Genomic DNA, 13583 nt, shown 5'->3' with positions numbered 1-13583 from the left:
AAATAATTGAATTATGCAGAAACATTCATAGCGTGATATCATGACCTTTCAAAACTTTGCAGTTGGGAAAGGTCTTTTGTTTTGTCCTAAAGCTTAGAGGAAGCTATTTGCTGAAACTGATTATGCTGATATTTCAAAAAATTTAAAATTAATGTTTTACGTATTATAAAAATGATAGGAGTGTATATTTTATATATGGATAAAAATTGGAAGAAAAATATAGTATTATTTTTGACGAGTCAGACCATATCTCTTTTTGGATCTACGTTAGTTCAATATGCAATTGGATGGTATATTACATTAAAAACACAATCTGGTGTAATGATGACCATATCAATTATTTGTGGTTTTCTACCTACCTTTTTTCTTTCTCCATTTGCAGGGGTTTGGGCTGACCGCTATAATCGAAAGATGCTGATTATTTTATCAGATTCTATGATTGCAATAGCAACGCTTATTTTAGCCATACTATTCTTTATGGGATACAATTCACTATGGTTGCTTTTTGTAGCATCTGCTATACGAGCTCTTGGGGCAGGGGTTCAGACGCCAGCCATAGGAGCATTGATTCCGCAGCTTGTGCCTGAGGATAAGCTTACCAAGGTGAATGGAACAAACAGCAGTATACAATCATTAGTTATGCTGGCCTCACCAATGCTTAGCGGCGCACTGTTAACTGTGGCTACCATTGAAACAATATTTTTTATAGATGTTATTACAGCAGCCATAGCAGTTATAACATTACTCTTATTTTTGAATGTCCCAGTTCATGCAAAGGCATTGGAAAAGCAAACAACCAGCTATCTCAGCGATATGCATGAAGGATTCAACTATATAAAAAATCATGAATATGTTAAGAAGTTCTTTTTGTTTTGTGGGATTTTCTTTTTATTTGCTGCACCCGTTGCATTTCTAACGCCTCTACAGGTCACACGTAGTTTTGGGCATGATGTTTGGCGTCTAACGGCAGTTGAAATGACCTTTTCTGTTGGCATGATGGTGGGCGGTATCGTTATGGCTTCTTGGGGAGGCTTCAAAAACAAGGTTCACACAATGGTGCTATCAAATCTTATTATTGGAGCAGGTACATTTGCACTTGGAGCTATCTCTGTTTTTTGGATTTATCTGATTTTCATAGGATTAGTTGGCCTTGCGATGCCAATTTTTAATACACCGGCAACAGTTTTATTACAGGAGAAAGTAGAGGAGGAGTTTTTGGGCAGGGTATTCGGCGTTTTAGGTATGATATCAAGTATTATGATGCCGCTAGGAATGCTTGTGTTCGGACCGATATCTGACTTCATTAAAATAGAATGGTTACTTATAGGAAGTGGACTTGTACTGTTTGTTATGAGTTTCTTCATGCTAGGCAGTAAAGTGATGATTGAAGCTGGAAAACCAATCTCTAATTGTGAAAATTAAAGAAGTAGTTCATCAAACAAGAAAAATGTTTTGAAAAAGGGCTGTCTCACAATGTATATGTATGCATTATGAAAAGCCATTTTCCTATTACATAACTAAGAATGTAACTTTATTTCCGAAAATATTATATTAGATGGAAGATAGATTGATTAGTGCTGTTAAATAATTAATTAAATATACTTTATTTAATTAATTATTTTTATGTTTTTTATATTTACTACTTTCTATGCAGGTTATAATTATTTATTATATAAGTATATATAAGTTCAGTGTATATTTTTATAATTTAAATTAGCAGAAGGAATTATTATATAAGGAGAAAATTATATGAAAAAAATATTATTATTATCCACAGGAGGAACTATTGCTTGTGCTGAAGGAAGTGATGGACTTACCCCAGCTCTAACGGGAGAAAGTCTTTTAAGTTATACAAAGGAAGTACAAGATATTTGCCAAATTGATGCTGTTCAAATATTAAACATTGATAGTACCAATATGCACCCAGAATATTGGATAAACATAGCTGAATATATTGAGAAAAACTATCAAAGCTATGATGGATTTGTTATAACTCATGGAACGGATACTATGGCATATACTTCTGCAGCGCTTTTTTATATTATACAAAATTCTAATAAGCCAATTGTTATTACAGGAGCTCAAAAGCCTATTATATTTAAAGAAACAGATGCAAAAAGAAATTTAGTAAATGCTATTCAATTTGCATGCAATGGGGTAGGTGGAGTATTTATTGTCTTTGATGGTAAGGTGATATGTGGATCTAGAGCGGAAAAATTAAGAACCAAAAGCTATAATGCTTTTGAAAGTATTAATTATCCTTATTTAGCTAGCATTGAAGATAATGAAATTAAATATAATGGTCAGGTTTCTATTTATAAAAAAGAACAGGAGCTTACTTTTTATAAATCTCTATGTACTAATATTTTCTTATTAAAGCTTACTCCTGCAACGGATCCTGACATACTTGATTACTTAAGCGATAAATATCTGGGCATAATTATAGAAAGTTATGGTAGTGGAGGAATTCCTTTTGAAGATAAAAAGAATTTTTTGGCCAAGTTGAAAATGCTGGATCAGGCAGGAAAGATTGTAGTTATAAAAACTCAGGTACTTTTAGAGGGCACTGATTTAAGTAAATATGAAGTTGGACAAAAAGCTTTAAAATATCCAGTGATTCCTGCCTATGATATGTCAACAGAGGCAATAGTTACAAAGTTAATGTGGGTACTTGGACAAACTAAGGATAAGGAAAAGGCAAAGCAGATGTTCTTGACCCCTATACGTAATGATATGATTATTGAAAAGCTAGCTTAGAATACATGGATAAAAATAATATTTATTTAAGGAGGAAAATAAACTATGAAATTTTGTTGGAGTACATTAATGGTTAACAATATGGAGGAGTCTTTAAAATTTTATCAAGAAATAGTTGGACTTACAGTGGATAAAAGATTTAAAGCTGGACCAGGAACTGAAATTGCATTTTTAGAGGATGGAGAAACAAAGATTGAGCTAATATGCAATGAAAATAATAAAGAAGTTAATGTTGGGAAAGATATTTCTTGGGGATTTGAAGTAGAATCTGTTGACAAAATGATGATATTTGTTAAAGAGAAAGGCGTAGATATTCTTAGTGGACCACATCAACCTAATCCACATGTTAAGTTCTTCTATGTAACAGATCCAAACGGATTAAAGATTCAGTTTGTAGAAAATATTTAGTTCCAATAATTAAAGCTTTTGGCATCTTCTATGGAAGATGCCTTTTTGTTGTGAATAATTAGAATTTAAATTGTCAAAGATTATATTTAAAAAATCAATTTTAAAATTCATTATTTCAAAAATAATTAAGTTGTATATTAAATAATTTAATTTTTCAATTGATTTATTTAAAGAGTGGTATTATAATGAAGATGTAGAAAAGGAGAGGATGATTATGGCTTATAGAGTGATAAGCAAATGTCCTATATGTAATGGAAAATTAAAAGCTATTAAGCTTAGATGTGATAAATGCGGAACTGTTATAGAAAATGACTTTGAATTTTCTAAGTTTGAGTATTTGGGAGAAGAATATCTTAATTTTATGGAAGTTTTTTTAAAGTGTAGAGGGAATATTAAGGATGTTGAGAAGGAACTTGGGATATCTTATCCCACTGTAAGGGCTAAGCTAGATGAAGTTGTTTCAGCTCTTGGTTATACCATAGTAAAAAAGCCTACAGTAGATAACAAGGAAATACTTGATATGCTTGAAAAGGGTGAAATATCAGCTGAGCAAGCCGTTAATATGATGAAGGGAAATTAAAATTTGAAGGGATGGATTATAAAATGAAAGAAGAAGTTAAAAGAATTCTAAAAATGGTTGAAGAAGGAAAAATCGATTCAGACAAGGCTATAGAACTTATTGAGGCGCTTGATAAATTTGCTAGTGTGCAGCAGCTCACTGTATCACAAAATTTAGATAAAATGCTTAAAGTTAGAGTATTATCAGCTACAAATGATACGGTAAATGTAAATATACCAGTTAAGTTTTTAAAAGCTATAGGAAATGCTGTTAATAATATTAAAATACCAGGTGTTTCAGAACAAGAGGGAATAGATATAAAAATGATCATGGAAGCCATTGATTCAGGACTTGAAGGGAAAATAGTGGATGTAAAAAGCAGCAATGGAGATATAGTTGAAGTTTGTATTGAGTAAAGATTCTCTTAAATGATTGGCTTAAATATGAAATAAACATGCTCAATTTAATTTGTACGTTAAATGAAGGAGAGAATAAGATTGAGGATTTATATAAAGCTTAACAATGGAAGAAGCTTTAAAATACCAGCACCAATAGGACTTATAAAAGTGGCTCTTGGTTTTGGTAACTTTGGATTATCAATTGCAAAGCGATATATTCATGAAGAGCAAAGAAAATATATTGAAAATATCGACCTTAGAGAACTTAGAAAAGGCTTTACTGTGTTAAAAGCTTATAAGGGATTAAAGATGGTAGAAGTAAAAGCTGGAGATGGAACAGAGGTAACTATAGTAGTTTAATTATAAGGCGAAATTTGTAATTATAATCACAAATAGTAAGAATTACTATTAAACAAATTTATAAAAAATCTTGACAATAAAAGTCGAGTATTATAATAGTATTCCTATAAGAATACTATTATAATATACAGATGAAAATAATAATGCTATGATAAGAATTAGTAGTATAGACTAAGCTTACAGAGAAAAATCCTCTAGGCTGAAAGGGGTTTTAAGTGTAATCTATGTGAATGCATCTTTGAGCACTGTCTCGAAAATAAGTAGATGACAGCGAGTACGCTCGTTAAAGCGTTAAGGTATGTTTGTACCTGAATTATGAGAGTTATGAATTGCTTATATTCATGATAATTAGAGTGGGACCGTGGAAGATAACTTCTGCCTCTATGTTGTAGAGGTAGAAGTTTTTTGTTTTCAAAATATACTAGCATATTTAAATATTTACAAATAGAAACATTCGAAATAAGGGGGGATTTATGGAGTGATAATTTGCTGAGAAATACAAGATAATATAAATAAAGTTTCTATAAAGATATTATAAAAATTGGAGGAAGTAAAAATGAAAAAAAGAAATATATTTATTAATGCTGTTCTAGCTTTAACTTTAATTATAGGTATTACAGGATGTTCAACAAAAGATAATAATGCAGGCAAAGAAGCTGCATCTAAGAATTTATTAGAAACAATAAAGAGCGATGGTAAAATTCGTATAGGTACTGAAGGAACATATGCTCCATTTACTTTCCATGATAGCAATGGAACTTTAACAGGCTTTGATGTGGAGATAGCAAATGAAATAGCAAAACGTCTTGGTGTAAAAGCAGAATTCGTTGAAACAAAATGGGATGGTATGTTTGCAGGGCTTGATGCAAAAAGATTTGATGCAGTATTAAATGAAGTTTCAATAAATCCTGAGAGACAAAAAAAATATGATTTTTCAACTCCGTATATAACATCAAGAGCTGTACTTATTGTAAGAAGTGATAATCAGGATATTAAAAAATTTGAAGACTTAAAAGGTAAAAAATCTGCTCAATCTTTAACAAGTAATCTTGGTAAGATTGCAAAAAGTTATGGAGCAGAAATCGTTCAAATTGATGGTTTTAATCAAGCCATTGACCTTTTAACTTCAAAGAGAGTGGATGCTACTATTAATGATAGTTTATCTTTCTTAGATTTGAAAAAGCAAAAGCCAGATGCACCGATAAAGTCAGTAGCTGATTACAACAATGCTGAGCAGAGTGCCGTATTATTTAGAAAAGGAAATAAGGAATTAGTAGATGCGGTAAATAAGGCACTTGCAGACATGAAGGCAGATGGTACTTATTTAAAAATTTCTAATAAGTGGTTTGGTACTGACGTATCAAAATAATGAGGTGACAAAATGAATTTTGATGAAAGAGCATCAAGAATAATAGATATATTAATGAGCTCATTTTTACCTATATTAAAGGCAGGATTGGAATTTACAGTTCCACTTGCTATTATATCCTTTTCTCTTGGTTTAATCCTTGCCTTACTTACAGCTTTAGCTAGAATATCAAATTTTAAGCCATTAGTGTCATTAGCTAAGTTTTATGTTTGGATAATAAGAGGAACACCACTGATAGTTCAATTATTTATAATATTCTATGGGCTTCCAGCTGCAGGGGTAACATTAAACGCATTGACTGCTGGTATAATTGGCTTTACCTTAAGTGTAGGTGCGTACAATTCTGAGGTCATAAGAGCTGCTATTATATCCATACCTCAAGGCCAGTGGGAGGCCGCATACTCTATAGGTATGACATATAAACAAGCACTAAGAAGAGTAATTATTCCTCAGGCTACTAGAGTTTCTATACCCCCACTAGCTAATTCTTTTATAAGTCTTGTTAAAGATACATCACTTGCTGCAACTATAACCGTTACTGAAATGTTTATGATAGCTCAGAGAATTACAGCAGCAACTTATGAACCTCTTTGGTTATATATTGAAACAGCATTTATCTATCTTATGTTCTGTAGTGTACTATCAGTGTTTCAGAATAGGTTAGAAAAAAGGCTTGGAAGATATACAACTAGATAAAGGAGGGATTTTATGATAAGTATAAAAAATTTACACAAAAGTTTTGGTAATAATGAGATTTTAAAAGGTATAGATTTACAGGTTAACAAAGGGGAGACAGCGGTTATTATTGGGCCATCGGGCTCAGGAAAAACAACTCTTTTAAGATGTATAAATTTATTGGAGACTCCAAACGAGGGTTCTATAACCATTGGGGAAAGTGAGATAATGTTTAGTGGAAATAAAAAGGTTTCTACTAGTGAAGTACAAGCGCTGAGAAGACAAACTGGAATGGTGTTTCAAGGCTTTTATCTTTTCCCTCATATGACAGTTATAGAGAATATAATGGAGGGACAGGTAACAGTATTAAAGCGCTCAAAGGAAGAAGCCCGTGAAAAAGGTCTTAAGCTTTTACAAAAGGTTGGGCTTTTAGAGAAAAAAGAGCAGTATCCCTGTGAACTTTCAGGAGGTCAACAACAAAGAGTAGCTATTGCCCGTGCTATGGCAATGGAACCTGAAGTTTTATTATTTGATGAGCCTACGTCTGCATTAGATCCAGAACTGGCAGCTGAGGTTACAAAGGTAATGAAAGAGCTTTCTAAAGAGGGAATGACAATGGTAGTAGTAACCCATAAAATGAGCTTTGCAAGAGATGCAGCTCATAAGGTGGTATTCATGGAGAATGGATCAATTATTGAGATGGGTACACCAGAGCATGTTTTTGAAAATACAAGCAATGATCGTCTAAAGAAGTTTTTGAGTATAATAGATGATTAATGAATAGTGCCACCTAATTATACAGGAGGCATTTAGACAAATCCCGTTGATAAAATAGCTCCATTATCTTATTATAAATAAAAATTTCTTGTATAAGTTAATATGGCATGACTTAACACTTGTCATATAAGTAGCATTTATAGTACAATAAGTTTACTAATTTAATAGTTTTAAAATAGGTTCTATAGATAGATTATCTATTGATTAAAAGAGAAGTTGGGTGAAAGTCCCACACGGTCTCGCCGCTGTAAAAGAATAGTTTTTTCAATATGCCACTGGGTAGTTCTGGGAAGGCTGAAAAAATGTTGACGCTTGAGTCAGAATACCTGCCTATTTTAGGTTGCCAAAAAACTCTACGAGTGATAGAGGGAGCAAAATTAAAATGACTTATATGCATTTTGAATAAATAGCCCTTTAACTAATTGTTGAAGGGCTATTTGGTTTATGATTTTACAATAGTGAAAAAAGAGGAGAATAAGGTATGAAAATAGCTATTATAACATGTGAAAATACAAATGGTACATGTTCAACTATGGGGTGTTTTAAAGCTTATAATAATAGAGATAAGGCTTTTAGTATTTATGAAAAAAATGAAGATTTGGAAATGATGGCATTTGCTACATGTGACGCTTGTTCAAAAAAATCTGATGAAAATTTGTTAAAGACTGCAAAAAAACTTCAGGAAGCAGGAGTTAAAAGAGTTCATTTAGCAGTTTGTATTGTTAAAAAGTGCAAGGCTAATAGAGCCCAAGAAATAAAACAAATTTTTGAAAATCATAATATAGAAGTGGTAGAAGGTACACATTAGTATCATCTATGTTATATTCCAATAAGGTGTAATGTTTTTAGCTATTCATTAAGATAAAATAGTGTAACTTACCACTTGCCATAAGGGTAGCACCTAGTATAAAATCAGAATAATAGTGCCGCGAATGAAGGTTATTCTTCAAAGGAGGAATTAATAATGTCAACAATAGATAATAAAAACTTAGAGTTAATTAAAAAAGCTGAAGAAACTCATGATTTAAGCAAAGAAGAACTAGTTATTTTGCTTAAAGATGATAGCATAGATGAAGAACTTTTTAATGCAGCTGATAGAGTTAGAAAAAAATATGTAGGAGACCAGGTTCATTTAAGAGGAATTATAGAGTTTTCAAATACATGTAAACGTAACTGCTTATATTGTGGATTAAGATCATCTAATAAAAATGTTGAAAGATATAGGTTGACGCCTGATGAAATAATAGATTTAGGAAAAAAAGCAGTTGGATATGGATATAAAAGCATTGTTATGCAGTCTGGGGAAGATGATTATTATACAGTGGACATGCTTACGTCTATAATATCTAATTTAAAGAAGATGGACATAGCGGTCACTTTAAGTTTAGGTGAAAAAACCTTGGAAGAGTATAAGGCTTATAAAGAAGCTGGTGCAGATAGGTATTTAATTAGAATAGAAACTACAGATAAAAAATTATATGAAGAGTTAGATCCAGCCATGAGTCACGAAAATAGAAAAAGATGTATCAGAAATTTGAAATCACTAGGATACCAAGTTGGAACCGGTAACTTAGTAGGGCTACCTAACCAAACTATAGAATCTTTGGCAGATGATATATTATTTTTTAAAGAAATAGATGCAGATATGATAGGACTGGGACCATTTATTCCTAATGAGGATACCCCTTTAAAGGATGCAAAGGGCAGGGAGTTTACAATGAGCTTAAAGGTTATGGCATTAACAAGGCTCATGTTGCCAGATATAAATATACCTGCTACAACAGCTATGGAGTCCTTAAACAAGAATGGAAGAATAATTGCTCTTCAAAGGGGTGCTAATGTTGTTATGCCTAATATAACTGAGGGAGATTACAGAAAGATGTATGCTCTTTATCCAGGTAAAATATGCATAAATGATACGCCAGGACATTGTTTTAACTGTATTTCAGGCAAGATAAGATCTATAGGAAGAACAGTTTCAACATCCAAAGGACATAGCCTTAAATCTTTAAGGAATAGATAAACATAGGGGACGGTTAACAATTAGTTAGTTGTTAATCGTCCCTTCTTTACATGAGTAGTGCCTATATTTTGATCCATCCGCAGAGCTTATTTTCTAGCATATCTATAAGCTTAAATATTAAAAATCCCATTATACTCAAGGCTAGTATTCCGCTGAACATCTCAACATAGTTTACCATAAGCCAGCTATTCATTATAAAATAACCAATACCATAGGTTGTTGCAAAATTTTCACCAAAGAACAGCACAGATATACTTACACCAACACTAATCCTTAAAGCAGTTATTATCTTAGGCAATACTGCTGGAATTATTAAGTGCCTATAAATTTCAACTTTATTTAGACCAAGAGAGGTTACAGAATAAAAAAGTTCCTTTGGTATTTCGCGAACTCCATCCCTTGCAGCTACAATAATTTGGAAAATAATTATTATCACTATAAGTACGATTTTAGGAGTATTACCAAGCCCAAATAAAATCATTAATATTGGCAGAAAGGCTATTTTAGGCAGTGGATATAGTATGTATACTATAGGTGTTATAAGTTCATCAGCCCTTTTACTCATGCCAATCCAAAGACCAATTAAACTTCCAAATACTAATGAAATTAAAATTGCTGCAGTTATTCTAGCTAGGCTGACTAGTAAATGAAGGCTTAATGTGCTTGGAAAAATCTCGATAAAGTTTAAAAGTGTTTTATAGGGAGAGGGTATTGCCGAAGAGCTAACAGTTAAATGAAGTATGTACCAAAACAATACTACTATAAATATCCCATATAAGGTTTTATTGAATATGAATGCTTTAAGCTTCTTCATTTAACCACTTCCTTACCTCAAGACATACTTTATAAAAGTCTAAGTTATTTCTTAAATTTTCATCTCCAAAGTATGGATTATCTAGTATATGTTTAATTTTCCCATCATCCATAACTATAATTTTTTGTCCAAGAAACACAGCTTCTTCAATATTATGAGTTACCATTACCAAAGTGATTTGACTTTCCTTATATATATTTAATATGAGATTTTGAATATGTTCCTTTGTTATAGCATCTAAGGCGGAAGATGCCTCATCCATAAGAAGCAAGTCAGGCTCTAGGGCTAAGGTTCTTCCAATCGCAACTCTTTGTTTTTGTCCACCGCTAAGCTCTCCAGGAAGTTTTTCTGAATATTCCTCCATGCCTAGGCTTTTTAGTGTAGTGGAAACTTTATCATCTATTTCATCTTTTTTAAAACCTCTAGATTTTAAAGAAAATGCAATGTTATCCCAAACAGTTTTCCAAGGAAGAAGTCCATAATCTTGAAGGATTAAGCCTGTACCTTTTCTTATGCCATTTAGCTCTTCTCCATCAATAAATATATTTCCTGAAGCTGGCTTTATAATTCCTGCTAAGGTATATAAAAGTGTAGTCTTACCGCAGCCTGAAGCACCAATTACAGCACAAGTAGTATTTTTATCAATGCTTAGAGAAAGCTTATCTAAAGCTTTCTCTTCACCATAACATACCTCTATGTTTTTAACTTCAATCATTATTTTACGAATTTCCCTTCAACTAAGTCCTCATATTTTAAATTTATTTTTTTCTTTAATACTTTTTCGTTCCAATCCATAATGCTTTCAAGATATTCTTTACTAGGTACTCTTGCCTTATTGTATTTTGGTAAAATTATTTTATCTTTAATCTCTGGTTTTAATTTTAAGTTTTCTATTAATACTTCTCTTGCTTCAGTATCATTTTTATTTATTTCGAGAGCAGCTTTGTTATAAGCATCATGGAATAGCTTAACTGCTTTCTCATTTTCTTTTATAGCTTTTCCTGTAAATACCATTACATCTGGTGAGAACTCATCATTATTTTGAATCATTTTTTTACCAAGTCCTTTTAATTCACCTTGAGAAGCCATTGGCTCTGGTATAACAGCCATATCTAAGTTTCCCTTGCTAATCATTTCAAGTCTAGCAGGAATTTCATTTATATAAACCTTTTCAACATTGTATTTATCTCCTAAGCTTCTATCGGATAAATAGTTAGATACGCTTACCTCCATCATTCCAACTTTAATATCTTTCTTTTCTTCAAATCCTTTTTTAATTAAGAAAGGAAAGGATGCATCTGTGCTTGTTGTTACCTTTATATCAAAGCCATTTTGAACGTTATTTACTAAAGCTATAACATCTGTCATGGCTCCATCTAACTCACCACTTTGAAGAGCACTTTGTCTGTTCATTGCATTTGTATAAACCTGTACATCTACATCTAAGCCAAGTTCTTTAAAATATCCCTTTTTATCTGCAAGAAATATAGGTGCAGAATCTACTGCAGGCATAACTCCAATCTTTAATTTTAAATCTTTCTTAGAAACCTCGCCAGCAGTACTCTTTGAACTGCATCCAACTGTAAATACCATCATAGCAGCTAATAGTACTGCTGATAACTTCTTAATGTTTTTCATTTTAAAATCCCCCATCTGTTTTTTTATAGTGCCACCCACATGGCAAGTGGCAAGTCGCGTTACCTGTCACTTGCCATGTGCGTGGCACTATTACAATTGTATTACTTTAAAATTAATAAATCAAATATTTCCAGATTCTATGGTTGAGTTTCTAAAAAGCTAATGTATAATTAAATATGTATTGTTAAGCTTGTACAAACTTTTGGGAGATGTGACTATGAAATATACAAAGGATTATATTATAAAACTGATTAAAGATTTATGGATTGCACTAAGGCCTTTATCCCTTACACTTGCTGTGGCCTCAACAACTTTAGGCATTTTGATGGCTCATAGAGAAGGAAAGCTGTTTACAGGGAACTTAACATTAGATGTGTTTAAAATAGCATTAGTTACTATAGGTGGGATGCTTGTACAAGGCTGTGCAAATTTAATAAATGATTTTTATGAGGGATCTTTTAAATACCATAGACCAGGAGAAAAAACCTATAAATTTTTAAAGTATGAGAGAACTGCCTTTGATCTTTTAGTATTTGCATTTAGCATGTTATGTTTAGCAGGAACTGGACTCATAGGATTAATACTTATGTATTTAAGCACTCCAAAGTTGATTTATATTGGAATAGCTGGTATTGTCGGCTCCTATGCTTATACTGGTGAGCCTTTTGTATATAAAAAAAGGGGACTAGGAGCTATATTATCATTTGTACTTATGGGACCTTTAATGGTGCTGGGCTCTTATGTTGTATTTACAAGTGAATATTCTATCACTCCTGTAATACTTGCATTGCCAGCAGGGCTGATGATTCCATTACTAATGATGTCAAACGAGATAAGAGATTATGAAAGAGATAGAAATCTTGGCATAAAGACACTTACAGTTATTCTGGGTATTAAGGCTGGTAAAGCAATTTATGTTTCATTAATAGTTGCGGCATATTTAATTACAACTATATTAGTTATTACAAAGGATTTACCTGTATTAACTCTACTAGTTTATGCGACCTTACCGATAGCTATTAAGGCTTATAAGACGGTTTCTAGACCTAAAACCAGTGGAATACGTGTTACAAATATACTGCATATAACTTTTAATTTAATAACTATAATTGCATTAATGAGTTAGTGCGACCTGTGACCTGTGACAAGTTAACGTAGTTTGTCACTTATCATTTAAATGATGACAATATAAAAAAGTTAACCAATTGGTTAACTTTTTTTATAATATGTATTATTTTTTTACTTCCTTTTTCCCGGTTACACTGCTCTTGTCATCCATTTTAAATGTTGATTTAGCTTCATCATTAGTAAAGTATACATTTCCATCAACTTTAGCATCTATTAATTGAAAGTCCTTAGCTGAAACATATAGATCACCTTTGAAAGTTCCGTGCTGAATGCTAGCTTTTGGGCTGTTAATAGTGAATTTTGGTGCAGTTAAAGTAAATCTACCAGTTATATTACGCTTTTCATCCTGAGTGTAAAGAGCTACTTTACGCTGAATAATATCCTTGCCATCTTTATCTTTCTTACCATTTTTATATTCACCTTCAAGTACTAAGTCTTTATTAATAGTTAAATCTTTTGTTATAGCAATGATCCATGTACCATTAGTGCCAATTGCTTTTTCAAAAGCAGCTGCATTATCAACTACTGATGCTGTTGTTACACCATCTGGCTTGCTTCCTTGATTTTGATTTTGTGTTGTACTTGGCGCTGGAGTAGGCTTAGTTGCTTTAGTACATCCAACAGACAGCGTAAACGATAGAACCAATATTGATAATAAAACTTTGACTTTCATTTAA

At 32.2% G+C, this 13583-nt stretch carries 16 protein-coding genes, 1 riboswitch and 1 other annotated feature; of the genes, 12 read left to right on the top strand and 4 right to left on the bottom strand.

Annotated features, from left to right (window positions below; genetic code table 11):
- The first annotated feature begins 195 nt into the window (after positions 1 to 195).
- The 11 genes from CRN98_RS13520 (at position 196) to hydE (ending at position 9326) form a co-directional block, all read left to right on the top strand.
- Positions 196 to 1422, top strand: a complete 1227-nt coding sequence (locus CRN98_RS13520) for an MFS transporter (protein ID WP_097027961.1) — start codon at positions 196 to 198, stop codon at positions 1420 to 1422.
- A gap of 327 nt (positions 1423 to 1749) precedes the next feature.
- The gene (locus CRN98_RS13515) at positions 1750 to 2757 is read left to right on the top strand and encodes an asparaginase (RefSeq protein WP_097027960.1); all 1008 of its coding nucleotides are present in this window, start codon (positions 1750 to 1752) and stop codon (positions 2755 to 2757) included.
- A gap of 45 nt (positions 2758 to 2802) precedes the next feature.
- Entirely contained in the window at positions 2803 to 3165 is a 363-nt protein-coding gene (locus CRN98_RS13510) for a VOC family protein (protein WP_097027959.1), read from the top strand.
- A gap of 214 nt (positions 3166 to 3379) precedes the next feature.
- A complete protein-coding gene (locus tag CRN98_RS13505; RefSeq protein ID WP_097027958.1) occupies positions 3380 to 3745 on the top strand; it encodes a DUF2089 domain-containing protein in 366 nt (121 codons plus the stop codon).
- 11 nt (positions 3746 to 3756) lie between these two features.
- Positions 3757 to 4140: an SHOCT-like domain-containing protein gene (locus tag CRN98_RS13500; RefSeq protein WP_341455813.1), complete on the top strand. Its 384-nt coding sequence runs from the start codon at positions 3757 to 3759 to the stop codon at positions 4138 to 4140.
- An 81-nt stretch (positions 4141 to 4221) separates the two neighbouring features.
- Complete coding sequence (locus CRN98_RS13495; protein WP_097027956.1) at positions 4222 to 4482, top strand: hypothetical protein; 261 nt, start codon at positions 4222 to 4224, stop codon at positions 4480 to 4482.
- A gap of 139 nt (positions 4483 to 4621) precedes the next feature.
- Positions 4622 to 4868 (top strand) — a binding site (T-box leader).
- A gap of 170 nt (positions 4869 to 5038) precedes the next feature.
- Positions 5039 to 5851: an amino acid ABC transporter substrate-binding protein gene (locus CRN98_RS13490; RefSeq protein ID WP_097027955.1), complete on the top strand. Its 813-nt coding sequence runs from the start codon at positions 5039 to 5041 to the stop codon at positions 5849 to 5851.
- Between the two features lie 12 nt (positions 5852 to 5863).
- On the top strand, positions 5864 to 6547 hold the full coding sequence (locus CRN98_RS13485) for an amino acid ABC transporter permease (RefSeq protein ID WP_097027954.1): 684 nt from the start codon (positions 5864 to 5866) through the stop codon (positions 6545 to 6547).
- A 12-nt stretch (positions 6548 to 6559) separates the two neighbouring features.
- Positions 6560 to 7303, top strand: coding sequence for an amino acid ABC transporter ATP-binding protein (locus tag CRN98_RS13480; protein ID WP_097027953.1), 744 nt, complete (start codon positions 6560 to 6562; stop codon positions 7301 to 7303).
- Positions 7304 to 7463: 160 nt separating this feature from the next.
- A riboswitch (cobalamin riboswitch) is annotated at positions 7464 to 7651 on the top strand.
- A 133-nt stretch (positions 7652 to 7784) separates the two neighbouring features.
- Positions 7785 to 8111 (top strand): CGGC domain-containing protein, encoded by a 327-nt coding sequence (locus tag CRN98_RS13475; RefSeq protein ID WP_097027952.1) that lies wholly within the window; start codon positions 7785 to 7787, stop codon positions 8109 to 8111.
- Between the two features lie 156 nt (positions 8112 to 8267).
- Complete coding sequence (gene hydE, locus CRN98_RS13470; protein WP_097027951.1) at positions 8268 to 9326, top strand: [FeFe] hydrogenase H-cluster radical SAM maturase HydE; 1059 nt, start codon at positions 8268 to 8270, stop codon at positions 9324 to 9326.
- A 61-nt stretch (positions 9327 to 9387) separates the two neighbouring features.
- Here the strand turns inward: hydE and CRN98_RS13465 are convergent, their stop codons facing one another.
- The 3 genes from CRN98_RS13465 to CRN98_RS13455 are packed head-to-tail and all read right to left on the bottom strand — an operon-like array spanning position 9388 to position 11778.
- Positions 9388 to 10140 carry an ABC transporter permease gene (locus CRN98_RS13465; protein ID WP_097027950.1) on the bottom strand — a complete coding sequence of 251 codons (753 nt, stop codon included), beginning with the start codon at positions 10138 to 10140 and terminating at the stop codon, positions 9388 to 9390.
- Positions 10127 to 10855, bottom strand: a complete 729-nt coding sequence (locus CRN98_RS13460; RefSeq protein ID WP_097027949.1) for an ABC transporter ATP-binding protein — start codon at positions 10853 to 10855, stop codon at positions 10127 to 10129. Before CRN98_RS13460 ends, CRN98_RS13465 begins: the two co-directional genes overlap by 14 nt.
- Positions 10855 to 11778 (bottom strand): ABC transporter substrate-binding protein, encoded by a 924-nt coding sequence (locus CRN98_RS13455; RefSeq protein ID WP_097027948.1) that lies wholly within the window; start codon positions 11776 to 11778, stop codon positions 10855 to 10857. The genes CRN98_RS13460 and CRN98_RS13455 overlap by 1 nt, the downstream gene beginning before the upstream one ends.
- 217 nt (positions 11779 to 11995) lie before the next feature.
- Here CRN98_RS13455 and CRN98_RS13450 point away from each other — a divergent pair, with 217 nt between their 5' ends.
- Positions 11996 to 12904, top strand: coding sequence for a prenyltransferase (locus CRN98_RS13450; RefSeq protein ID WP_097027947.1), 909 nt, complete (start codon positions 11996 to 11998; stop codon positions 12902 to 12904).
- A 105-nt stretch (positions 12905 to 13009) separates the two neighbouring features.
- Here the strand turns inward: CRN98_RS13450 and CRN98_RS13445 are convergent, their stop codons facing one another.
- On the bottom strand, positions 13010 to 13579 hold the full coding sequence (locus tag CRN98_RS13445) for a hypothetical protein (RefSeq protein ID WP_097027946.1): 570 nt from the start codon (positions 13577 to 13579) through the stop codon (positions 13010 to 13012).
- Between the last annotated feature and the right edge of the window lie 4 nt (positions 13580 to 13583).

The organism is Clostridium peptidivorans (assembly GCF_900205925.1).
Classification (GTDB): domain Bacteria; phylum Bacillota; class Clostridia; order Clostridiales; family Clostridiaceae; genus Clostridium_AK; species Clostridium_AK peptidivorans.
Note: the sequence above shows the minus strand (reverse complement) of the source record. Positions and strands in the feature narration are given on the sequence as shown.